Genomic DNA, 20,593 nt, shown 5'->3' on the forward strand with positions numbered 1-20,593 from the left:
GCGACGCGGGTTGCTACGGAGTCGTCAGGGGTTCCGCCGTCGTCAGGGCGCCTCTCCGTCGGCGCGCTCCTCCGCCGAGACCGCCGTGACGACCGCGGTCAGCGTCTCGGGGTCGCTCAGGATGCGGAAGTGCCCGCCGGTCTCGATCCGGACGTTGACCGCGCCCTCGAGCATGCTGCCCTCGGGGATGTGCGGGTCGAAGAGGCCGAACACGGACGTGATCCGCGCGTTCGCTCCGGAGCGGCTCGACAGCAGCAGGGTCGTGGCGTCGCGCGGCGAGAAGGCGCGCAGGCTCCGGAGGACCAGGTAGGGCGCGTAGCGGGAGCCGCCGAACGGAGTCGCCACGGCGACCATCCGGTCGACCCGGCCGTCCGGGTCGAGCTCGGTCATCACGTACTTGCCGATCAGTCCGCCCTTGCTGTGGGCGACGATCACCACGTCGCGGAGCCCGTGCTCGGCGAGGTAGGCGGCCACGTCCTCGGCCGTCCGGGCGACCGGGCGGCCGTTGCGGCCGAGGCTCGTCAGCACGTGGAGAGGGTGCCCGCGCTCGTGCAGCGGATCGATGATCGGGCGGAGGAAGGACCAGGTCTCCCAGATCCCCGGCAGGACCACGACGGGCCGCCGGTCGCCGTCGAGGTAGTCGTCCGGGGCACGGCGCGAGAGGACGCCGCGCACCTGCCAGGCGACGGCGTAGGCGTAGTCGCGGATCCACCAGACGGCGTCGCGGACCAGGCGTCGGAGCCGGCTCATGCGGCCGGCTCCGACCGGAGGGGGAGCGGGGCGGCGGGCCTCTCGCCGAGCGCAGCGGCGAAGCAGAGGATCTCGCGGGCGAGCGCTCCGGGCTCGGTGCGGGGGACGACGTGGCGCGAGCCGGCGAACTCGACGAGCCGCCCCTCGCGCGCGTGGGCCGTGAGCCGCTCGCACCAGTCACGGGTGGCGATCGGATCGTCGCGGCCGCGGGCGACGAGGACCGGCACCTCCAGCCGGGCGACGCGCTCCTGCACCGGATGCCTCAGCATCTCGGGCAGCTGGCGCAGGTACCAGCGCAGGCCGCCGCGCAGGTAGTCGGCCAGCAGGATCGCGTCGACGCCCACCGGCTCGCCGAGGCAGTCCCGCAGCAGCGCGAGCCCCTGGCGGACCGCTCCGGGCCGCTGCGGATCCACCACCGGCCCGATGAGCACCGCGCCGTCGACCAGGCCGGGCGCGCGCAGCCCCAGCTCGACCGCCACCTGCGACCCCATCGAGTGCCCGACGACGACCGCGCGCGAGACGCCCAGTCCGCGGAGGACCTGCTCGACCTGCCGCGCGTGGTCCTCGAGGCCGACCCTCCGCCGCGGGCGCGCGTTCGCGCCGAAGCCGGCGAGGTCGACGCCGATCACCCGGCCGTGCCGCTTCAGGCGGGCGGCGAGCGGCGAGAAGGTGTGGTGCGACATCCCGATCCCGTGGATCAGGACGAACACCGCGCCCGCCCCGGCCTGACCGGTGTCGACCGTCCGCAGCGTGACGCCCTCGACCTCGTGTCGCACGGGGAGGACGCGGCGGGGCGGTGTCGGCAGCATCGTCCCAGGCTAGGGATCGGCGGCCGGCCGCGCGGGGGGATGCGCCCGCTCCCGCCGTGGTCTAGGCCGCATCCGCCCTGGGGAGGAGCATTCATCCCGCCGGCCGCCGGCGGTCCCCGCCGAGCGTCCCGTCGTGCCCGCTGTCAAGCGGCTCCTCCGCGGCGGCGCCCCTGCCTAGCCTCGGAGGAGGGGGCCGGCGTGCGCCGCTCCCGGAGGGATGACGCCATGCGGATCGCGATCGTCGGGGCGACCGGCAACCTGGGGACGGCCCTGCTGCGGCGCCTGCACGGCGAGGCCGGGGTGGAGGAGATCGTGGGCATCGCCCGCCGGGCCCCTCGGCTCCGCTCGGAGGAGTACCGCGACGTGCGCTGGGTCGAGATCGACCTCGCGTCGAGCGTCGCCCCACGGCGGCTCCGCGAGGCCTTCGCCGGCGTCGACGCCGTCGTCCACCTCGCCTGGGCGCTGCAGCCCAGCCACGACGAGCCGTTCCAGCGGCTGGTCGACGTCGGAGGCACTGCGGCCGTGCTCGAGGCGGTCGCCGCCGCGGGAGTCGGCCAGGTCGCCGTCGCCTCGTCAGTGGGCGCCTACAGCGCCGCGCCGAAGTCGATCCGGGTGACCGAGGACTGGCCCACGGGCGGCCTGCACACCTCGACCTACAGCCGCCACAAGGCCGCGAACGAGCGGCAGCTCGACGCCTTCGAGGAGCGGCACCCCGAGATCGTCGTCACACGCCTGCGCCCGGGGCTCGTCTTCCAGCGCGGAGCGGCGACCGAGATCGCCGGGCTCTTCGCCGGACCCCACTACCCGACGCGGTGGCTGAAGGCGGTCCGGATCCCGGTCCTTCCGCTGCCGAGGAGCATCGTCTTCCAGGGCGTGCACGCCGACGACGTGGCCGACGCCTTCTGGCGCGCGCTCGACCGGCGCGCCGGCGGGGCCTTCAACATCGCGGCCGAGCCGGTCCTCACTCCGGAGCGGCTGGCGCACGCCTTCGGCGCCCGCCTGGTCACGGTGCCGTTCGGGCTGCTCCGCTCCGTCGTCACGGCGACCTGGCACCTGCGCCTGCAGCGCACCGACGCGGGCTGGCTCGACATCGCGGGCAACGTCCCGGTCACGTCGACCGAGCGCGCCCGCGCCGAGCTCGGCTGGGCGCCGACCCGCACGGCGGAGGAGGCGCTCGCTGAGCTCGTGGCCGGCCTGGCCGACCGCTCGACCGTCCCGGGCTCGCCCCCGCTCCGGGGATGATCCGGCCGGTCGTCGATCGGAGGCGAGCCCTCCCGGTCAGTCGGCAACGCGGATGAGCACCTTGCCCGTCGCGCCCTGCTCGACCGCGTCGTGGGCGGCCGCGGTCTCCTCGAGCGGGAACCAGGTCAGCGGGAGGCCCGCCTCCTCGCCCACCGGGAGCGCGCCGTCGACGAGCGCCGCGGTGATGTCCTCGGCCGCGGCCTGCAGTGCCTCCTCGCCCACGGTGTAGAGCAGCAGGCCCTGCCAGCGGGCGTTCTTCGCGAAGCTCGCGACGATCGGCACGGTGAACTCGTCGCCGTTGTTGTTCGCGTAGTACCCGATGCTGCCGTGGTTGGCGAGCACCTCGACGTCGAGCGCGGCGTTCTGAGCCGGTGCGACCTCGACCACGTGCTGGACGCCCTCGGGGGCGAGCTCGCGGATCCGGTCGGCGAGGGCGTCGTCCGGGTACTGCAGCACGTGCTGCGCACCGGCCGCACGGGCGAGCCGCTCCTTGGAGTCGCTGCTCACCGTCGCGATGACGGTCGCCCCGGCCCAGACCGCGAGCTGGATCGCGGCGTGCCCGACGGCTCCGGCGCCGCCCTGGACCAGGACGGTGCGGCCGGCGAGGGCGCCGGGGGCGAGGCGGGAGGGGCCGTGCTCGTGCACGGTGAGGGCGCGGTGGGCGGTCATCGCGGGGACGCCGAGGCTCGCGGCGACGTCGGTGCCGACGCCCTCGGGCAGGCGCACGACGTGCTCGGCGGCGAGCACCGCCGACTCCTGCGCGGTGCCGGTGGGGCGGCGGTGCGCGGAGAGGTACATCCAGACCCGGTCGCCGACGGCCAGGCCCTCGACGCCCTCGCCGAGCGCCTCGACGACACCGGCGCCGTCCTGGTTCGGCACGACCTCGTCGAACGCGAGGTCGCCGTCTGCGCGCGCCTTCCAGTCGGTCGGATTCACGCCCGATGCCAGGACGCGGACGCGGACCTCGCCGGAGCCCGGAGCCCGCTCCTCCCGGTCGACGAGGGAGAGGACGGAGGAGTCACCGGTGCGGGAGTAGACGATCGATCGCATACGGAGGGCAAGGAGCGCGGGCGGCGGTGTATTCCCGGCGGCACGACGAAGGGCGGCGGGCCCGGAGGCCCACCGCCCTGTCAGCGCCGACGGATCAGTGCTGCACGTCCTCCTGGACGGCGTGCTTGGCCTCGCGGGCCGAGTCCTTCACGTCGTCGGTGGCGGAGGTGCCCGCCTCCTTGACGTTCTGCGCGGCGTCGGTCGCGGTCTCCTTGACGGAGGCGAACGCCTGCTGCGCGGGCTCGCGGAGCTCGCTCGCCGCCTCCTTGGCCGCGTCGGTCACCTTGTCGACGACCGGCTGGGCCTGCTCCTTGACGCGGCTCGCCGCCTCCTTCTCCTTGCTGGAGGCGGGGATGAGCGAGGCGACGAGGAGTCCGGCGCCGAGGGCGATGAGCCCCACGGCGAACGGGTTGCCCTCGGCCTTGGCCTTCGCCGAGCCCGCACCGCTCGAGAGCGAGTCGGAGGCGTCGTGCGCCGAGCCCATCACGCGGTCGCGGACGGAGCCCACGGCCGACTTGACCTTGTCGGTCTGACGCTGCGCGATGGCGGACGGGCTGACCTTCTCGGCCAGCGCGTCGACGTCCCCGCCCAGCTCGAGGCGCGTGCGCTCGATGTCCGCCCGGATCTCCTCGGGTGTCTTGTTCTGTCCTGCGTCGTACGTCATCGTCCTGCCCCGTTCGGCTTGAGGGTGTCGGGAATCTTCTTGAGGGAGTCGACCGTCTCGGGAGCGCCGTCGACCTGCTTCAGGCTCTTGCGGCCCACCGCGTAGAGGATCGCGGCCACGATCGCCCAGATGACGGCCACGACCACTCCGGACCAGCCGTTGCCGATCAGAGTGCCCAGGCCCCACCAGAGGGCGATCGAGAGGAAGAGCACGGCCATCAGCGCGGCGTAGCCCGCCCCGCCGAGGAGGCCCGCTCCCTTGCCCGCCTTGCCGGCGGACTCCTTGAGCTCGGCCTTGGCGAGGGCCATCTCCTGGCGGATCAGCGTGGAGAGGTCGCGCGAGACCTCGCCGAGCAGATCGCCCAGCGACGTCGACCCGGCCCGCTGGTCGGGCGTCTCCGTCGAGCGGTGGACGCCCGTCGGGTCGGTCACAGCCGGCCGCCGTTCGGGAAGCCGCCGTCGAGCGGGTCGGAGACGGGCTCGGTCGGCGCGTAGTCGCGCTCGAGGGAGCTCGAGCCGACGGTGCCGTAGGCGGACGCGACGGGCGCGTCGTACGCGGAGGCGTCGGAGTGCGCGGTGGTCGAGGCGGGGGCGTCGAACTCGGGTCCGTCGGTGCGGGTGCTCGTCGCCTCCTTCTCGTCCTTCGCCTCGGCGGTCAGGGCGCGGATGAGGCGCCCGCCGACGAGTCCCGTCGCCGCGGCGATGAGGATGAAGGCACCCGGGCGGCGGCGGGCGAACGCGCGGACGTCGTCGAGGAGCTCGGACGGGTCGCGGTTCTCGAGCCACGAGGCCACACCCTGCACGCGGGTGGCCGCCTGGGAGACGAGCTTCGCCGCGGCGTTGTCGCTGCCGCCCTCGCCGTTGGCCAGCGCGGTCAGGTCGTCGCTGAAGGCGCGGGCGCCCTTGGCGGCGTTCTCCTTCTGGGCGTGGGCCTGCTCGGTGAGCTGGGTGCGGCTCTGGTCGTAGAGGTCCTTGACCTGGACCTTGGCCTCCTGGACCACGTTGGCGGCCTCGTCCTTGCCGGTCGAGAGCACTTCGCTCGCGGCCTGCTTGGCGTCGCCGGCGACGGCGCCGGCCTGGTCCTTGGCGGTGCCCGCGGCGGCGCTCGCCTTCTCCTTCGCGGAGTCGGCCGTGCTGCCCGAGGAGGAGCCGGAGGAGGTGTCCGTGGAGGCGACGTGCGCCCCGCTGTCGATGGGGGTCTCGGTCGCGCCGAAGTTCGCGGCGCCGTCTCCGAACGGAGGTGAAGCGGGATCGATGTTCGACATCGTCTGTCCCTTCCAGGATCGAGTGGGGAATGAATGCGTGCCGGCGTCGCCAGTCTGTTCGGGCCCTCGAGTACCGGGAAGGGCATAGCGGCTGACCCCCCGATGGGGCTACCATCCCGCGCCCACGAGGGCGGGGCCCGAGAGCCCGTGGATCGACTGCTCCGCCACCGCGTCAAGCCCCTTCTGACCCGCGAACAGGGCTCCCTACCGTCGAGAGGACAGACATCGGACGTCCGCACCCGGATCCGCCCGGCTACCCCGGAAAGGCAACCAGTCATGTTCTTCCACCGTCAGGAACTCCAATTCACGTCCACGCCCTCGAAGCCCGACGCGGTCTTCGCCCGCCGCTTCCAGGAGGTGCTCGGCGGCCAGTACGGCGAGATCACCGTGGCGATGCAGTACGGCTTCCAGGCCTGGAACGCCCACGACCCGGGCAAGTACCGGGACCTGCTCTTCGGCATCGGCGCCGAGGAGTTCGGCCACGTCGAGATGATCGCCGTGATGATCGCCCAGCTGCTCGAGAAGGCCCCGGTCGAGCAGTCCGAGGACGCGATGAAGAAGGACCCCGTGCTCGCGGCGGTCATCGGCGGCTCCGACGTGCAGCACGCCATCGTGGCCGGCGCCGGCGCGCGCCCCGTCGACAGCATGGGCAACCCGTGGCAGGGCTCCTACATCACCGCCAGCGGCAACCTGCTGGCCGACTTCACCGCCAACGCGAACGCGGAGATGCAGGGCCGGCTCCAGGTCGCCCGGCTCTACCACATGACCGACGACCACGGCGTGCGCGACCTCCTGTCGTTCCTCCTGGCCCGCGACACCATGCACCAGAACCAGTGGATCGCGGCGGCCGCCGAGCTGCGCGCGGAGGGCCGGGAGGACCTGCCCGTGCCCTCGAACTTCCCGATCTCGAAGGAGGAGCGCTCCGTGTCGTACGAGTACATCAACTTCTCGGACGGAGCAGCGGCCTCCGAGGGCAGCTGGGCCTCGGGTCCGACCCCGGACGGCAAGGGAGAGTTCAGCTACCGTGTCGCGGAGCCCGGCGGCAACGTCCCGATGCCCCCGCCCACGCAGCCGGACGAGCGCCTCTACGGCACCGACCCGAAGCCGAACATCGTCGAGAAGGCAGTGGGGGCCGTCAAGGACGCGGTGACGGGCAAGTGAGCGCCGCACGGGTCCTCGGGGCGCTCGGCGCCTCCGCTCTGACGATCGGCCTGCTGGCCGGCTGCACCGGCGACGCCCAGACGCCGTACCAGTCGGGGAGCGCGGTGCCCACCAGCGCCGACGACGGATCGTCGCAGACGCCCACGAACGCGCCCTCGCAGTCCGCTCCGTCCGAGTCCGCCACCCCGGCGACCTGATCCCGCGCCCTCGACCGGCCGGCCCCGGTCGAGGGCGCGAATCATCGCAGTCCAGCGGGCACCCGGGCAAGCCCCTTCCCGCTCCCAGGAAGCGGGCAGTTCCCGGTCCTACGGTCGTGCCAACGATCAGCGAAGGAGGCACCACCATGGGGCTCGATGACAAGATCAAGAACGCCGCTCAGGACATCGCCGGCAAGGCGAAGGAAGCCCTGGGCGACCACAAGAACGACGACAGCCTGAAGGCCGAAGGCCAGAAGGACCAGGCCGCGGCCTCGGCCAAGAAGGCCGGCGAGGACGTCAAGGACGTCTTCAAGTAGGTCTCGGCAGTACCGCGAAGGCGGCGCTCCCCTCGGGGGGCGCCGCCTTCGCTGTTCCCCGGCTAGGGGTGCAAGACGACCTTGATGCAGCCGTCCTCCTTCTTCTGGAAGGTCTCGTAGAGGGCCGGAGCGTCCTCGAGCGGCGCCCGGTGGGTCACGAGGTCCATCACGCCGAGCGGATCGGAGGAGTCCTCCACCAGCGGCAGCAGGTCGTCGATCCAGCGCTTCACGTTGCACTGGCCCATCCGCACCGTCACCTGCTTGTCGAACATCGACTTCAGCGGCATCGGGTCGGCCTCTCCGCCGTAGACCCCGCTCAGCGACACGGTGCCGCCGCGGCGCACCAGGTCGAGGGAGGCGTGCACCGCGGCGAGGCGGTCGACGCCGACCGTGTCCATCGCCTTGCGGGCGATCGGGTCGGGCAGGAGCCCCGCCATCGACTGCGCGAACGAGCCGACAGGCGAGCCGTGCGCCTCCATGCCGACCGCGTCGACGACGGAGTCGGGGCCGCGCCCGTCCGTGAGGTCGCGCAGCTGCGCGGCGATGTCGTCGGACAGGTCGAAGGTCTCCACGCCGTACCGCTCGGCCATCGCGCGCCGCTCGGCGACGGGCTCCACGGCGAGGACGCGGTAGCCGCGGTGGGCGCCGATCCGCGCCGCGAACTGGCCGACAGGGCCGAGTCCGAAGACGACCAGGGTCCCGCCGTCGGGCACCTGCGCGTACTCCACGCCCTGCCAGGCGGTGGGCACGATGTCGCTGAGGAAGAGGTAGCGCTCGTCCGGCAGGTCCGTGCCGACGACGATCGTGTTGTAGTCGGCCAGCGGCACGCGGAGCAGCTCGGCCTGCCCGCCGGGGACCTGGCCGTACATCTTCGTGTAGCCGAAGAGCGCCGCTCCCGAGCCGTACTCGGTGACCTGCGTCGTCTCGCACTGCGACTGCAGCCCTCGGCGGCACATGAAGCACTCGCCGCAGGCGATGTTGAAGGGCACGACGACCCGGTCGCCGGGCTTCAGGGTGGTGACTCCGGAGCCCACCTCCTCGACGACGCCCATCGGCTCGTGGCCGAGCACGTCCCCGCGGTCGATGTAGGGCCCGAGGAGGCGGTAGAGGTGCAGGTCGGAGCCGCAGATCGCGGTCGAGGTGATCCGGACGATCGCGTCGGTCGGCTGCTGGATGCGGGGGTCGGGGACGGTCTCGACCGAGACCTTCTCGATGCCCTGCCAGGTGAGTGCTCGCATGCTCGTGTCCGTTCTCCGGCTCGCGCCGGTCGGGGTCGGTGTCCCTCCACCGCACACCCGGAGGGCGCCGAGGGGGAGGGGCTTGACGCTCCCCGGAGCGTTCCCGAGGGGGATTCCCGGGAGAACGCACGGACGTGCATCCCGCGTTCACCCGACTCACGGCGGCCGAGTGGTGGGATGGGGGGATGGATGCTCTCTACACCGCCATCGCCCACGCCTCCGGTGGAGGACGCGACGGCCACGTCCGCACCGAGGACGACCGTCTCGACCTCGACACCCGCGCCCCGCAGGAGCTCGGCGGCTCCGGCGAGGGGACCAACCCCGAGCAGCTGTTCGCGGCCGGCTACTCCGCCTGCTTCCTCAGCGCCCTGCACGGAGCCGGTCGCCAGCTGAAGATCGACACGACCGACGCGGCCGTCTCGGCCAGCGTCTCGATCGGGAAGAACGACTCCGACGGCTTCGGCCTCTCGGTCGAGCTCGACGTCTACGTGCCGAAGGCGAGCTCCGAGGACGCGCAGAAGGTGGCCGATGCGGCGCACCAGCTCTGCCCGTACTCCAACGCCACCCGCGGCAACATCCCCGTGCAGATCAACCTGGTCGACTGACCGGGACCTCTCGACGGCCCCTCCCGGACTCCGGGCAGGGGCCGTCGTCGTGTCCGGGGGCGGTCCGTTAGGGTCGGGGCATGACCGAGGAGCTGTCGCACGAGGAGCCGTCGCACGAGGAGTCCCTGGCGCGGGCCGAGCTCGTGCAGATCCGTCAGAGCATCGACAACATCGACGCGGCGCTGATCCACCTGCTCGCCGAGCGCTTCAAGTTCACGCAGAAGGTCGGCCGGCTGAAGGCCGCGCACGGGCTGCCCGCCGCGGACCTCGAGCGCGAGGCCCGCCAGATCGCGCGGCTGCGGGCGCTCGCCGAGGAGTCGCACCTCGACCCGGCGTTCGCCGAGAAGTTCCTCGGGTTCATCGTCGCCGAGGTCATCCACCACCACCAGCGCATCGCCGACGGCGCTGAGGACTGAGGCTCAGCCCTCGATCCGCAGCAGCCCCGCCGTGCGCTCGCGCAGCACGCCGAGCAGCAGCGGGTAGTCGGGGAAGAGCTGGTCGCGCCGCAGCGTCGGCACCCGCAGCCCGAGGGGGACCTCCGTGACGCGGCCGTTCGTCTCGGTGAGGGTCAGGCGGAGGCTATGGCTCCCCGTCGGGCTCGAGGCGACGACCGAGCGCAGAGCCTCGAGCGGGAAGACCAGCCCGTCGATCTGGATGGCCGACTCCGACACCACGATCGAGCCCGGCAGCCCGGGCCGCAGCGCCAGCCGCGCGGCGACCAGCCCGAGCGGGAGGGAGAGCGCCACGACGACCGCCCCCAGCGCGATCTGCGCGCGGTCGCCCGACGGGGATCCCGCGAGGGCGACGGCCAGGACGCCGGCGGCGAACGCCTCCGTGGCGACGACGACCAGGGCGACCGCCCGGCGCTGGAGCGGAGCGCGGTGCGGCCGGAAGCGGACGGCCGAGGCGGGCCCGGCCAGAGCGGGCGGCAGGGCGTGGCGGACGCGGGCGGCGGCGCCGAGGTCGGCGAGCAGGGCGGCGAGGTCCTCCGGGCGGAAGTGGCCGCAGCGCACCTCGACTCCGTCGCCGCGGCACCAGGCGACGAAGCCGTCGCCGTCGGCGGACTCGAGGAAGCGGACCGACCGGCGGGGCCACTGCTCGCGGCGGCGGCGGCCGCGCATCAGCACGACCTGCGTCTCGGTCGTCATCACGCGGGTGGGGGAGACGACGAAGAGCGAGACCGCCGAGGCCAGTCCGATGACGACGGTGAGGGCGAGGAGCCCGAGCGCGAGCACCGACTCGTCGAGGACGCCGCGGCGGTCCGCGAGGACGGCGAACGGGATGAGCACGGCCGCGAGGCCGGCGCCGAGGAGCCGCAGGAGGAGGGCGCGGAGGCGCCGCAGGACCGATGGGCCGTACACCCGTCGCGTCCGGATCGCCATCGGTTCCGACTCCATCGCGTCAGGCTAGCCCCGGCCGGGGCCGGTCGCCCGGAGAGGCGGGGCGGTGGCGCGATCCTCGCGCCACCCGTCCCCGGTTCGGGGGAGGAGTGGCGCGAGGCGCGGCCTACGCCTCCGCGGTGCGGTGCAGGGCGCGGACCGAGACGACCCGGCGGCGGGCGATCGCGGCGACGGTGAGCAGCAGGCCGAACAGCAGCCAGATCACCAGGCCGACGACGGCGCCGGCCGTGCCGTCGGTGCCCTCGACCACTCCGGACAGCGCGTTCTGCGCCGCCGAGAGCGGCAGGAACCCGAGCACGTCGTCGAACAGCCCGGGGACCGTCGAGATGATGCCCGCGCCGAGCGCGATCACCGCCGCGACCATCGCGAGGAAGCGGCCGATCCCTCCGAGCAGGGCGACCAGCCCCTGGTTCACCGCGGCGAACGAGGCGCCGGTGAGCATCGCCAGGAGGGCGAAGCCGACCCAGCGGCCCGGCTCCAGGCCCGCGACCCCGCTCATCACGATCGCGACCGCGAGTCCCTGCACCACGCCGATCACGAGCGCCGGCACGTAGGAGGAGAGGGCGAGCGCCGCGGAGGATCGGGTCGAGGAGAGCGCGCGGTGCGAGAACGCGGCGAGCACCAGGAACGTCGCGAGGGCGCCGAGCCAGAGGGCGATCGTCGCGAAGAACGGGACGCTGGAGGCTCCGAACAGGTCGGTCGCGCTGCTCGCGTTCTCGACCGGGTCCGAGACGACGTCGGCGAGGTTCGTCGACTCCGACTCGGTGTAGGTCGGGAGCTGCGCGACCGCGGCGTCGAGGCCGGTCGCGAGCGTGCGGGTGCCGTCGGCGAGCTGCACGGCGCCGTCCGAGACCCCGCTCGCGCCGTCGGCGAGCTGGTCGGCTCCGTCGGCGGCGGAGGAGGCTCCCGTGGCGAGGTCGGCGGCGCCGCCCGCGGCGGTGGTCGCGCCGGTCGCGAGGTCGCGGGCGCCGGCCGCGGCGGCGGTGGCGCCGGTCGCGAGCTGCGCCGACCCGGCCGCCGTGGTGTCGAGGCCGTCGGCGAGCTGGGACGCTCCGCCCGCGGCGTCGTCCGCGCCGTCGGCGAGCTGCGTCAGGCCGCCGGACAGCTGTCCGATGCCCCCCGAGAGAGTGCGCGCGCCGGTGGCGGACTGCCCGACCGCGTCGATCAGCGAGGGCTGCCCGTCGCCGCCGAGGCGGATGCCCGCGTCGATCCCGGCGACGGCTCCCGCGGTCGTCGTGGCGAGGGTGGTCGCGCCGGTGGGTCCGTCGGCCGAGGCGATGACGGCGCGCGCGGCGAGGCACTGCGTCGTCTCGCAGCCCTCGAGGGCGGCGCTGAGCGCCTCGAAGGTCCCCGCGGTGGCGGCGGCGGCGCCGGCGCTGAGTGCGGCGACCTGCTGGGTCCCGTCGCCGGTCCTCACCACTCCCTCCCTCAGCTGGTCGAGCCCGTCGGCCAGGTCGGAGGCGCCGCCCTGCAGCGCGGTCGCCCCGGTCGCCGAGTCGCGGGCGCCCGTCGCGAGCTGTCCCACTCCGCCGGAGAGGCCGCGCGCACCGGTGGCCAGCTGCGCGACTCCGCCGGAGAGGTCGGAGGCCCCGGTGCCCAGCTGCCCCACGCCGTCGGCGAGGGACGAGGCTCCGGTGCCGATCTGCCCGACGCCGTCCGAGAGCGAGGAGGCGCCGGTGGCGAGCTCGTCGATCCCGTCGGCGAGGCTGCTCGTGCCGTCGGCGAGGGTCGAGGCGCCGGTGCCGAGCTGGTCGGCGCCGTCGGCGAGCGTGCCCGCGCCCTCGGCCGCCTGGCCGATCTGCTCGTTGAGGGTGTTGAAGCCGACGTAGACGTTCTCGAGGTAGGCCGTGGTCAGCTGCGTGTTGAGCAGCGAGGTGGCGGTGCTGGTCACGGTGGCCGAGATGGCGTCGTCGACGAGCTTGGCCTTCTCGCTGGTGGCGATGTCGATGGTCGCCTTCGTCGCCTCCGCGGCGTCGCCGGAGTACGAGGTGGCGGCGGCGGAGAAGGAGGAGGGGATCGTCACGACGGTCGCGTAGCTGCCGTCGGCGAGGCCCTTGGCGGCGTCGTCCTTGTCCGTGAGGACCCAGGTGAAGTTGCCCGTCGAGTCCGAGCCGGAGACGTTGGGCACCGGGGTCGTGCTCGCGGACGGCGTCGCGCTCGCCGAGGGGGTGGAGGAGGGGGCGTCCGAGCTCGCGGAGTCGGTGCCGCCCGTCACCAGGCCGGCCGCGAGCTGGCGCCCGAGCGGCACGGTCTGCCCGTTGATCTCGACCGGGGTGTCCTCGTTGACCACGGCGGCCGTGATCGTGTCGAGGCGCTCGGTCGGGTTCCAGAGCGCCCACACCAGGAGGCCGCCGATGACGAGGGGGACCAGGACGATCCCGAGAAGGGTCAGCCAGGACACCTTCTTGACGCCGCGGGGGCGTTCGAGGGAGAGGAGAGCCATCTGTCAGAGGACCTTTGCGATCGCGCGGCGCTCGGCCGCGGGCGAGACCGCGAGCACGCCGCGGTCGGAGGGGAGGAGGTCGTCGAGCGCCTCGGCGTCGACGGAGGAGGCGACCACGGTGAACGCGTCGTCGGCGGCGCGGGCGGCGTCGAGCTCGGCCCGGATCGCGCCGCGCAGCTGCGGGTCGGTGACCGTGTCGAGGTCGTCGAGTACCAGGATCGGCGGGGCCGACTCCAGGGCCGACCGGACGTCGGCGACGGGGTCGGCGGCTCCGGCGAGGCGCACCAGCCCGACCCGCCCGCGCACGGCGGCGGAGCGGATCGGCACGACAAGGCCCGCGACCTTCAGGCGCCCGGAGTCGGGGGCGAGCCGGCCGGCGATGCTCAGCAGCAGCGCGGTGCGGCCGGAGCGGTGCGGCCCGTGGACCACGAGGGAGGAGCCGGGAGCGACCCGCAGCGAGACGCCGCTGTAGACGGGACCGTCGGGTCCGTCGAGGCGGAGGTCCTCGGCCGCGATCACGTCGGTGGATCCGGGCTCCGGCCAGTCGACCAGCGCGAGCTCCTTCGTGAGGCCCTCGCCCTCGACGTCGAAGGACGGCAGGACGCGGTCGAGCCAGCGCGGCATGTGCCAGGCGCGGTCGCCGAGCAGGTGCAGCACGGCGGGCACCAGCGTCATCCGCACGATGAACGCGTCGACGAAGACGCCCACGGCGAGCCCGAGCGCGATCGGCTTGATGTTGGTGTCCCCCTCCGGCACGAAGGCGGCGAAGACCGAGAACATGATGACCGCGGCGGCCGTGACCACCTTGGCCGAGCCGACGAAGCCCGACTCGACAGCGGCGCGCGCCGGCCTCCCGTGCACGTAGTCCTCGCGCATCCGCGAGACCAGGAACACCTCGTAGTCCATCGCGAGGCCGAAGAGCACGCCCATCAGGATGATCGGCATGAAGCTGATGATCGGGCCCGTCTTGTCGACGTGCAGAGCGTCCGAGAACCATCCCCACTCGAACACCGCCGCCACGGCGCCGAAGGACGCGCCGACCGACAGCAGGTAGCCCAGCGTCGCCTTGATCGGCACCCAGAGCGAGCGGAACACCATCGTCAGCAGCACCAGCGACAGGCCCACGACGAGCAGGCCGAACGGCAGGAGGGCCTTGGCGAGCGTGTCCGAGATGTCGATCCCGACCGCGGTCTGGCCGGTCACCGCGAGGTCGACGCCGTACTCCTGCTGGAAGTAGTCGTGCTTGTCGCGGATCTCGGCGACCAGCGCCTTGGTGGCCTCGGAGTCGGGGCCGCCCTCGGGAATGACCTGGATGATGCCGGTGTCGGCGGTCTCGTTGGGCGTCGCGAGCGGCACCGAGGCGACTCCGTCGAGCTTCTCGATCTCGCCCTTGAGGTCGTCCATCAGGCCGAGCGGATCGGTCGAGCCGATGATCGTGCCGGTGACGATGAGCGGGCCGTTGTAGCCGGCGCCGAAGTTCTCGGCGAGCAGGTCGTAGGTGGTGCGCGCGGGAGTGCCCTCGGCCTGGTAGCCGGCGTCCGGCAGGGCGAGGCGGAGGCTGAGCGCCGGGATGCTCGCGACGCCGAGCACGCCGATCACCGCGATGATCGTCACGATCGGGAAGCGCGTGACGACCCGGACCCAGCCGCGGAAGAACCCGCGCGGGACCTCGGCGTGCACGTGGCCGCCGGGGGAGGCGGTCGCCGCCTCCTCGTGCGCCTCGGTGTCGACGTGGGTGCCCGCGGCGGCGGCGGCCTTCGCGGCCTTCTTCTTCGCGCGGCGCTCCTTCGGGCGCAGCCGCGCGCCGGCGAAGCCGAGGAGGGCGGGGGTCAGGGTGAGCGCGATGACCACGGCGATCGCGACTCCGCCCGCCGCTGCGACGCCCATCGTGGTGAGGAACGGGATGCCCGCGACCGAGAGGCCGACGAGCGCGATGATCACGGTCAGGCCCGCGAAGACGACGGCGGAGCCCGCGGTCGCGGTCGCCCGCGCGGTCGACTCCTCCGGGTCCATGCCCTGCTTCAGCTGGTCCTGGTGGCGGCTGATGATGAAGAGGGCGTAGTCGATGCCGACCGCCAGGCCCAGCATCAGCGCCAGGAGCGGCGTGGTCGAGGAGATCGAGGCGAAGCGGGTGGCGATGAAGATGGCCGACATCGAGAGGGCGACGCCGAGCAGCGCGGTGACCAGCGGCATGCCGGCGGCCAGGAACGAGCCGAAGGTGAGCACGAGGACGACGAGGGCGACCACGAGGCCGATCGCCTCCGTGATGGTCACGCCGGGGAGGTTCTGGGCGAAGAGATCGCCGCCGAGCGAGACCACGGAGCCGGCGGGCAGCGCGTCCTGGAGGGTCGTCGCCTCGGCCTTCAGCGCGTCGCGGCTCTCGGGGCTCGTGGTGGTGGCGGAGCCGTCCATCTGCGCGGTGATGACGAGGGCGTTCCCAGCGTCGGAGATCGTGCCGGACACGCTGTCGGAGTAGGGGTCCGTGACGGCCGCGACCTCGTCGACGTCGCCGAGCGCGGCGACCGCGTCGCTGACGGGGCCCTTCACGTCGGCGTCCTGGACGCTGCCTCCGTCGGGCGCGACGACCACGTACCGCGCGGACGTGCCGCTGACCTGGGGGAAGGTGCGCTCGAGCTGGTCGAGGGCGGTCTGCGACTGCGTGCCCGGGATGGAGAACGTGTTGTCGGTGCCCTGGTTGAGCAGCAGCGCTCCTCCTCCGCCCGCCACCACGATCAGCAGCCACAGGACGGCGACGAGGCGGTGGGCGCGGTACACGCGACGACCGAGACGGTAGAGCAGCGACGACACGCGGTCTCCTGACGATGGGTGGGGAGGGTGGCGATACGTCTCTGTACCAGGGCGGAGCCGGGCTCCGATACACGAGCGTATCCGATACAGGACCGTATTCGATACGTGAATGTATCGGATAAGGTGAACGGCGTCGAAGGTGTTGACGGGGCGGGCAGGAGGCTGGTGATGACGGCGATCGACTCCACCCCTCCCGAGACCTCCCGCCGAGGCCGCACCCGCGAGCGCCTGCTCGACGCGGCCTACGACGTCTTCGCCGAGACCGGCGTGCACAGCGCGTCCGTCGAGCAGATCTGCGAGCGCGCCGGGTTCTCGCGCGGCGCCTTCTACTCCAACTTCTCCACCAAGGAGGAGCTGTTCTTCGCGCTCATGGAGCGGGAGAACGGCGCCCGGGTGACCGCCCTCGTCGAGCAGATGGACCGTACGATCCCGCGCGTCGTCTCGGCCGACGAGCCGCTGACGGCCGAGACGCTGGCCGTGGTCATCCTCGACTTCCTCCAGGGTCCTGCCACCGACAACCGCCGCTGGTGCGTGGTCGAGTCGGAGTTCGAGCTGCTCGCGCTGCGCGACCCGCGGATCGCTCCGCAGTACCGCGACTTCCGCGCCGGCTTCGACGCCTCGCTCGTGCAGATCGTGCACGGGGCGCTGCGCCAGGTGCGCCGCGACTTCTCCCTCGAGCCCACGACCGCCGTGCGCCTGCTGGTGGCGGGCTACGACGACGCGGTCAAGCAGTCGATCCTCGAGGACGAGTCGGAGCCCGCGTCGCTCGAGCGCCTGCGGGCGACGCTGACGGCGATCGTCCTCGCGATCTCGTCCGCCGACGCCTGAGCCGGGCCGGCTCTCGCGGCCGCCGCCGTATGCGCCGGCCGGCTCCGCACCCGGCGGCCGAGCGGCCGCTGGGGAGTGCCGGGTCCGGTCCCCGCTCCTCCGCCCGCGCGACGAGGATGGACCCATGGAACTGCGACAGCTCGAACACTTCCTCGCCGTCGCGAAGGAGCAGCACTTCACCCGCGCCGCGAGCGCCCTGCAGATCTCGCAGTCGGGCCTCTCGGCGTCGATCCGCGCGCTCGAGAGCGAGCTGGGCAGCCCCCTCTTCACCCGCAGCACGCGCCGGGTCGAGCTGACGCCGGCCGGCCGGGCGATGCTCGCGGAGTCGGAGCGCTCGGTCGCCAGCGCGCTCGCCGCCCGCGACGCGGTTCTCGCCGTGCAGGGGGTGCTCCGCGGGAGCCTCGCGGTCGGCACGGAGGAGTGCCTCGGCGGCGTGCACCTGCCGCGCGAGCTCGCGACCTTCCGCGAGCAGCACCCGGGAGTCGCGCTCCGGCTGATCCACGAGGGGTCCGGCACGCTGCTCGACTCCGTCGCCGCCGGCCGCCTCGACCTGGCGCTGGTCGCCGACATCGGAGCCGTGCCGGGCGGCGTGCGGACGATGCCGCTGGCGAGCGAGGGCTTCGCGGTGCTCGTGCGCCCGGGTCACCCGCTCGCGAGCCGCGTCGGCTGCCGCATCCCGGACCTGGCGGGCGAGACGATCGTGGGGCTGCAGGAGCACTGGGCGGCGAGTCACCTCGCGGCGCGGGCGTTCGCGGCGCACGGCCTCGCGTTCGAGGTCGAGCTCGAGGTGAACGACGTGCACACGCTGCTCGACCTGGTCGAGTACGGCATGGGGATCGCGGTCGTGCCGGCGCACTTCGCCGAGAAGCGCCCGGCCGGGCTGCGGGCGGTGGCGCTCGCCGATCCGCTCCTGGTGTGGCGGACGATGGTGGCGGTGCCGGAACGGCCGAGCGCCGCGGCCCGCGCGTTCGTCTCGGCCCTCCCGCAGCCGCTGCAGGACGCGGTCTGAGTCGGATCGCGCTCGCAACGGAGGAGGGATCAGCGCCGAGATCCCGCGATCCGCGTCGGACCGGTGCCTCGACCGGATCCCTCCTCCGTGATGAACGGGCTCAGTCGAGCGAGGCCAGCTCCTCGGGCGTGAGCTCCAGGTCGGCCGCCGTGGCGGAGTCGCGGATGCTCTCGGGGCGGGAGGCGCCCGGGATCGGCAGCACGACCGGGGCCTTCGCCAGCTCCCAGGCGAGGCAGACGACCTGCGGCGTCACGCCGCGGGCCTCGGCGACCGCCGCGAACGCGGAGTAGCGCGAGCCGAGCTCGCCCGCCGAGGAGATGCCGCCGAGCGGGCTCCACGGCAGGAACGCAAGTCCCAGCTCGGCGCAGAGCTCGAGCTCCGGCTCGCTGGAGCGGAACGACGGCGAGAACTGGTTCTGCACCGAGACCAGGCGCTCGCCGAGGATGCCGTGCGCCTCGCGGATCTGGTCCGGGTCGGCGTTCGAGATTCCCGCGCGGAGGACGACGCCCTCATCGAGCAGCTCGGCCAGCGCTCCGATCGAGTCGGCGTAGGGGACCGCCGGGTCGGGCCGGTGGTACTGGTAGAGGCCGATCGCGTCGACGCCGAGGCGCTTCGCGGACGCGCGAGCCGCCTCCTTGAGGTACTCGGGGCGGCCGTCCTGGTCCCAGGGGCCGGGCTCGCGCCGCAGGTGGCCGCCCTTGGTGGCGACGAGCACGGCGGAGGTGTCGCCGCCGTAGCTGCGCAGCGCCTCCGCGATCAGCAGCTCGTTGTGGCCGAGGTCGTCCTGGGTGGCGAGGTGGTAGGCGTCGGCCGTGTCGATCAGGGTCACGCCGGCGTCGAGGGCGGCGTGGATCGTGGCGATCGAGCGCTCGCGGTCCGGGCGGCCCTCGATCGACATCGGCATGCCGCCGAGTCCGATCGCGCCGACCTGGACGTCGCCGAGAGTGCGCTGCTTCATGAATGCTCCTTCGCAGTGGGGTGGGTGGTCACCAGGCGTAGTCCTCGGGGGCGGTCCGGTGGCCGGGGAAGATCTCGTCGAGGCGCGCGAGGGCCTCCGAGTCGAGGGTGATGTCGACGGCGGCGACGGCGCTCTCGAGCTGCTCGAGCGTTCGCGGCCCGGTGATCGGACCGGTGACGGCGGGCTGGTGGAGGAGCCACGCCAGCGCCAGCTCGCCGGGCGCCTCGCCGCGCTCGCGGGCGAACGCCTCCCACTGCTCGAGCGCGGGACGGTGCTCCTCGATCGCGGCGAGGGTGCGCTCGGAGGAGCGGCGCCCGCCCTCCGCGGTCTTCTCGAGCACGCCGCCCAGCAGTCCGCCCTGCAGCGGCGACCAGGGGATGACGCCGAGCCCGTAGTGCAGCGCGGCGGGCAGGACCTCGCGCTCGACGTCGCGGACGAGCAGGTTGTAGATCGACTGCTCGGAGGCGAGGCCGGTGAAGTGGCGGGCGCGCGCCGCCTCCTGCGCCTGGGCGAGGTGCCAGCCGGCGAAGTTGCTGGAGCCGACGTAGAGGACCTTGCCCTGCTGGACGGCGACCTCCATCGCCTGCCAGATCTCGTCCCAGGGCGTCGTCCGGTCGACGTGGTGGAACTGGTAGAGGTCGATGTGGTCCGTCTGCAGGCGGCGGAGGCTCTCGTCGAGCGCGCGGCGCAGGGTGAGCGCCGAGAGACGGCCGCCGTTGGGCCAGGAGTCGCGGCCGCGCTCGGCTCCGGGAGCGGCGAACTCGCCCATGTCGCCGAAGACCTTGGTCGCGAGGACGGTGCGCTCGCGGCGCTCGCCGCCCTGCGCGAACCAGCGGCCCACGATCTCCTCGGTGGCGCCGCGGCCGGCCTCGCCTCCGTACACGTTGGCGGTGTCGAAGAAGTTGACGCCGAGCTCGTGCGCGCGGTCCATGATCGCGAACGAGTCGGACTCCTCGGTCTGCATGCCGAAGTTCATGGTGCCGAGGACGGTGCGGGAGACGGACAGGCCGGTGCGACCGAGGTGCGTGTACTGCATGGTCCCAGTCGACTCCGGTTCGGGCCGCGTGTCCAACAGGCGCTCGGCATGGGTGCGATCGACGGGGGAGGTCAATCGGGGGCGCGCCGTCCAGGGGCCGCCCGAGCCCCGCCTCGGTCGGGCCTGCGCGTCGGCCGGGTCCAGCGGCCTCGACCGGATCGCCCGCAGCCCGCTGGGCGCGGTGGCGCCCGGCCGCCCGGGTGCCGGGTTAGAGTCGCGGAATGGTCCGGACGACGCAGCGCCTCGTGATCGCCCTCTCCGCCGTGGTCCTGCTCGCCGGCTGCACGGCGGAGGCGACGAGCCCCGCCGCCGCACCCGCCGAGCCGACCGCCTCGACCGCCTCGACCGCACCGCCCGCCGCCGGAGCCGAGTCCACGCCGCGGCCGGTGCCGAGCGTCTCGACCACTCCCGCACCCGTCGAGGACGTCTCGGGCGAGTGCGTCGTCCAGGCGCTCGACGAGGGGACGCTCGACGGCGTCGACCTCGAGCGCGTGCGCGACCGCGGCACCCGCGTCGGCGCGACCGGGACGGCGAGCACCGCCTCCGACGGCGCCCCGGCCTCCTACCTGGTGGCAGCGGGCGACATCAGCGAGCGGATCGCGGACCGGTTCTGCATCAGCTCCGACTACCTCTCCGCGCTGAACTCGGTGCGCCGCGACGGCGTCGACATCGACAGCCTCTACGGCGGCGACACCCTCAACCTCCGCCCGACGACCGTCCTGAGCGTCGGCGACCAGAACGGCCGCGTCCTCGACAACGCCGAGCCCGACGACCTCCCCGCGCAGACCGGCTGACGCCGCTCCCGCCCGCGCCC

General features: G+C 73.6%; 21 protein-coding genes. 9 read left to right on the forward strand and 12 right to left on the reverse strand.

The features are described 5' to 3' along the window. Window positions 1-42: 42 nt before the first annotated feature. Together C5C36_RS08530 and C5C36_RS08535 are read right to left on the reverse strand one after the other, a co-directional pair. On the reverse strand, window positions 43-750 hold the full coding sequence (locus tag C5C36_RS08530) for a triacylglycerol lipase (RefSeq protein ID WP_104239324.1): 708 nt from the start codon (window positions 748-750) through the stop codon (window positions 43-45). Then, the gene (locus tag C5C36_RS08535; protein ID WP_104309573.1) at window positions 747-1,559 is read right to left on the reverse strand and encodes an alpha/beta fold hydrolase; all 813 of its coding nucleotides are present in this window, start codon (window positions 1,557-1,559) and stop codon (window positions 747-749) included. Before C5C36_RS08535 ends, C5C36_RS08530 begins: the two co-directional genes overlap by 4 nt. A gap of 225 nt (window positions 1,560-1,784) precedes the next feature. On the opposite strand from C5C36_RS08535, the gene C5C36_RS08540 reads away from it, so the two are divergent. Next, on the forward strand, window positions 1,785-2,801 hold the full coding sequence (locus C5C36_RS08540) for an NAD-dependent epimerase/dehydratase family protein (protein WP_104309574.1): 1,017 nt from the start codon (window positions 1,785-1,787) through the stop codon (window positions 2,799-2,801). A gap of 36 nt (window positions 2,802-2,837) precedes the next feature. Here the strand turns inward: C5C36_RS08540 and C5C36_RS08545 are convergent, their stop codons facing one another. The 4 genes from C5C36_RS08545 to C5C36_RS18025 form a co-directional block, all read right to left on the reverse strand. After that, entirely contained in the window at window positions 2,838-3,851 is a 1,014-nt protein-coding gene (locus C5C36_RS08545) for an NADPH:quinone reductase (protein WP_104309575.1), read from the reverse strand. 94 nt (window positions 3,852-3,945) lie between these two features. Beyond that, window positions 3,946-4,515, reverse strand: a complete 570-nt coding sequence (locus C5C36_RS08550; RefSeq protein WP_104222768.1) for a DUF3618 domain-containing protein — start codon at window positions 4,513-4,515, stop codon at window positions 3,946-3,948. Further along, a complete protein-coding gene (locus C5C36_RS18020; RefSeq protein ID WP_104222767.1) occupies window positions 4,512-4,946 on the reverse strand; it encodes a phage holin family protein in 435 nt (144 codons plus the stop codon). The genes C5C36_RS08550 and C5C36_RS18020 overlap by 4 nt, the downstream gene beginning before the upstream one ends. Beyond that, the gene (locus C5C36_RS18025; RefSeq protein ID WP_104309576.1) at window positions 4,943-5,779 is read right to left on the reverse strand and encodes a hypothetical protein; all 837 of its coding nucleotides are present in this window, start codon (window positions 5,777-5,779) and stop codon (window positions 4,943-4,945) included. Before C5C36_RS18025 ends, C5C36_RS18020 begins: the two co-directional genes overlap by 4 nt. Before the next feature lie 276 nt (window positions 5,780-6,055). Here C5C36_RS18025 and C5C36_RS08565 point away from each other — a divergent pair, with 276 nt between their 5' ends. The 3 genes from C5C36_RS08565 (at window position 6,056) to C5C36_RS08575 (ending at window position 7,454) form a co-directional block, all read left to right on the forward strand. After that, on the forward strand, window positions 6,056-6,940 hold the full coding sequence (locus C5C36_RS08565; RefSeq protein WP_104222765.1) for a manganese catalase family protein: 885 nt from the start codon (window positions 6,056-6,058) through the stop codon (window positions 6,938-6,940). Next, the gene (locus C5C36_RS08570) at window positions 6,937-7,137 is read left to right on the forward strand and encodes a hypothetical protein (protein ID WP_104222764.1); all 201 of its coding nucleotides are present in this window, start codon (window positions 6,937-6,939) and stop codon (window positions 7,135-7,137) included. Before C5C36_RS08565 ends, C5C36_RS08570 begins: the two co-directional genes overlap by 4 nt. A gap of 146 nt (window positions 7,138-7,283) precedes the next feature. Continuing rightward, a complete protein-coding gene (locus C5C36_RS08575; RefSeq protein WP_104222763.1) occupies window positions 7,284-7,454 on the forward strand; it encodes a CsbD family protein in 171 nt (56 codons plus the stop codon). A gap of 62 nt (window positions 7,455-7,516) precedes the next feature. Here C5C36_RS08575 and C5C36_RS08580 read toward each other — a convergent pair whose 3' ends face one another. Next, on the reverse strand, window positions 7,517-8,692 hold the full coding sequence (locus C5C36_RS08580) for a zinc-dependent alcohol dehydrogenase (protein ID WP_104247475.1): 1,176 nt from the start codon (window positions 8,690-8,692) through the stop codon (window positions 7,517-7,519). A gap of 185 nt (window positions 8,693-8,877) precedes the next feature. Here C5C36_RS08580 and C5C36_RS08585 point away from each other — a divergent pair, with 185 nt between their 5' ends. Both C5C36_RS08585 and C5C36_RS08590 read left to right on the forward strand, forming a co-directional pair. Beyond that, on the forward strand, window positions 8,878-9,297 hold the full coding sequence (locus C5C36_RS08585) for an organic hydroperoxide resistance protein (RefSeq protein ID WP_104222761.1): 420 nt from the start codon (window positions 8,878-8,880) through the stop codon (window positions 9,295-9,297). A gap of 80 nt (window positions 9,298-9,377) precedes the next feature. After that, the gene (locus C5C36_RS08590) at window positions 9,378-9,713 is read left to right on the forward strand and encodes a chorismate mutase (RefSeq protein ID WP_104222760.1); all 336 of its coding nucleotides are present in this window, start codon (window positions 9,378-9,380) and stop codon (window positions 9,711-9,713) included. 3 nt (window positions 9,714-9,716) lie between these two features. Here the strand turns inward: C5C36_RS08590 and C5C36_RS08595 are convergent, their stop codons facing one another. From C5C36_RS08595 to C5C36_RS08605, 3 genes are all read right to left on the reverse strand, one after another. Continuing rightward, window positions 9,717-10,694, reverse strand: a complete 978-nt coding sequence (locus C5C36_RS08595) for a hypothetical protein (RefSeq protein WP_146078823.1) — start codon at window positions 10,692-10,694, stop codon at window positions 9,717-9,719. 109 nt (window positions 10,695-10,803) lie between these two features. Further along, complete coding sequence (locus tag C5C36_RS08600) at window positions 10,804-13,140, reverse strand: YhgE/Pip domain-containing protein (RefSeq protein WP_104288364.1); 2,337 nt, start codon at window positions 13,138-13,140, stop codon at window positions 10,804-10,806. A gap of 3 nt (window positions 13,141-13,143) precedes the next feature. Next, window positions 13,144-15,948 carry an MMPL family transporter gene (locus C5C36_RS08605; protein ID WP_104309577.1) on the reverse strand — a complete coding sequence of 935 codons (2,805 nt, stop codon included), beginning with the start codon at window positions 15,946-15,948 and terminating at the stop codon, window positions 13,144-13,146. Between the two features lie 168 nt (window positions 15,949-16,116). Here C5C36_RS08605 and C5C36_RS08610 point away from each other — a divergent pair, with 168 nt between their 5' ends. Further along, window positions 16,117-16,776, forward strand: coding sequence for a TetR/AcrR family transcriptional regulator (locus C5C36_RS08610; protein WP_104309578.1), 660 nt, complete (start codon window positions 16,117-16,119; stop codon window positions 16,774-16,776). A gap of 124 nt (window positions 16,777-16,900) precedes the next feature. Beyond that, entirely contained in the window at window positions 16,901-17,785 is an 885-nt protein-coding gene (locus tag C5C36_RS08615) for a LysR family transcriptional regulator (RefSeq protein WP_104222755.1), read from the forward strand. 100 nt (window positions 17,786-17,885) lie between these two features. On the opposite strand, the gene C5C36_RS08620 is transcribed toward C5C36_RS08615, so the two are convergent. Further along, complete coding sequence (locus tag C5C36_RS08620; protein ID WP_104234268.1) at window positions 17,886-18,743, reverse strand: aldo/keto reductase; 858 nt, start codon at window positions 18,741-18,743, stop codon at window positions 17,886-17,888. 28 nt (window positions 18,744-18,771) lie between these two features. After that, the gene (locus C5C36_RS08625; RefSeq protein ID WP_104309579.1) at window positions 18,772-19,779 is read right to left on the reverse strand and encodes an aldo/keto reductase; all 1,008 of its coding nucleotides are present in this window, start codon (window positions 19,777-19,779) and stop codon (window positions 18,772-18,774) included. Window positions 19,780-20,000: 221 nt separating this feature from the next. Here C5C36_RS08625 and C5C36_RS08630 point away from each other — a divergent pair, with 221 nt between their 5' ends. Beyond that, on the forward strand, window positions 20,001-20,573 hold the full coding sequence (locus C5C36_RS08630; protein ID WP_104247469.1) for a hypothetical protein: 573 nt from the start codon (window positions 20,001-20,003) through the stop codon (window positions 20,571-20,573). Window positions 20,574-20,593: the final 20 nt, after the last annotated feature.

The sequence above is a fragment of the Rathayibacter sp. AY1G1 genome (assembly GCF_002932095.1).
GTDB lineage: Bacteria > Actinomycetota > Actinomycetes > Actinomycetales > Microbacteriaceae > Rathayibacter.

Coding starts and splice junctions, on each gene's coding strand:
- C5C36_RS08530 (WP_104239324.1), bottom strand. CDS start 750: ATGAGCCGGCTCCGACGCCTGGTCCGCGACGCCGTCTGGTGGATCCGC.
- C5C36_RS08535 (WP_104309573.1), bottom strand. CDS start 1,559: ATGCTGCCGACACCGCCCCGCCGCGTCCTCCCCGTGCGACACGAGGTC.
- C5C36_RS08540 (WP_104309574.1), top strand. CDS start 1,785: ATGCGGATCGCGATCGTCGGGGCGACCGGCAACCTGGGGACGGCCCTG.
- C5C36_RS08545 (WP_104309575.1), bottom strand. CDS start 3,851: ATGCGATCGATCGTCTACTCCCGCACCGGTGACTCCTCCGTCCTCTCC.
- C5C36_RS08550 (WP_104222768.1), bottom strand. CDS start 4,515: ATGACGTACGACGCAGGACAGAACAAGACACCCGAGGAGATCCGGGCG.
- C5C36_RS18025 (WP_104309576.1), bottom strand. CDS start 5,779: ATGTCGAACATCGATCCCGCTTCACCTCCGTTCGGAGACGGCGCCGCG.
- C5C36_RS08565 (WP_104222765.1), top strand. CDS start 6,056: ATGTTCTTCCACCGTCAGGAACTCCAATTCACGTCCACGCCCTCGAAG.
- C5C36_RS08575 (WP_104222763.1), top strand. CDS start 7,284: ATGGGGCTCGATGACAAGATCAAGAACGCCGCTCAGGACATCGCCGGC.
- C5C36_RS08580 (WP_104247475.1), bottom strand. CDS start 8,692: ATGCGAGCACTCACCTGGCAGGGCATCGAGAAGGTCTCGGTCGAGACC.
- C5C36_RS08585 (WP_104222761.1), top strand. CDS start 8,878: ATGGATGCTCTCTACACCGCCATCGCCCACGCCTCCGGTGGAGGACGC.
- C5C36_RS08590 (WP_104222760.1), top strand. CDS start 9,378: ATGACCGAGGAGCTGTCGCACGAGGAGCCGTCGCACGAGGAGTCCCTG.
- C5C36_RS08595 (WP_146078823.1), bottom strand. CDS start 10,694: ATGGAGTCGGAACCGATGGCGATCCGGACGCGACGGGTGTACGGCCCA.
- C5C36_RS08600 (WP_104288364.1), bottom strand. CDS start 13,140: ATGGCTCTCCTCTCCCTCGAACGCCCCCGCGGCGTCAAGAAGGTGTCC.
- C5C36_RS08610 (WP_104309578.1), top strand. CDS start 16,117: ATGACGGCGATCGACTCCACCCCTCCCGAGACCTCCCGCCGAGGCCGC.
- C5C36_RS08615 (WP_104222755.1), top strand. CDS start 16,901: ATGGAACTGCGACAGCTCGAACACTTCCTCGCCGTCGCGAAGGAGCAG.
- C5C36_RS08620 (WP_104234268.1), bottom strand. CDS start 18,743: ATGAAGCAGCGCACTCTCGGCGACGTCCAGGTCGGCGCGATCGGACTC.
- C5C36_RS08625 (WP_104309579.1), bottom strand. CDS start 19,779: ATGCAGTACACGCACCTCGGTCGCACCGGCCTGTCCGTCTCCCGCACC.
- C5C36_RS08630 (WP_104247469.1), top strand. CDS start 20,001: ATGGTCCGGACGACGCAGCGCCTCGTGATCGCCCTCTCCGCCGTGGTC.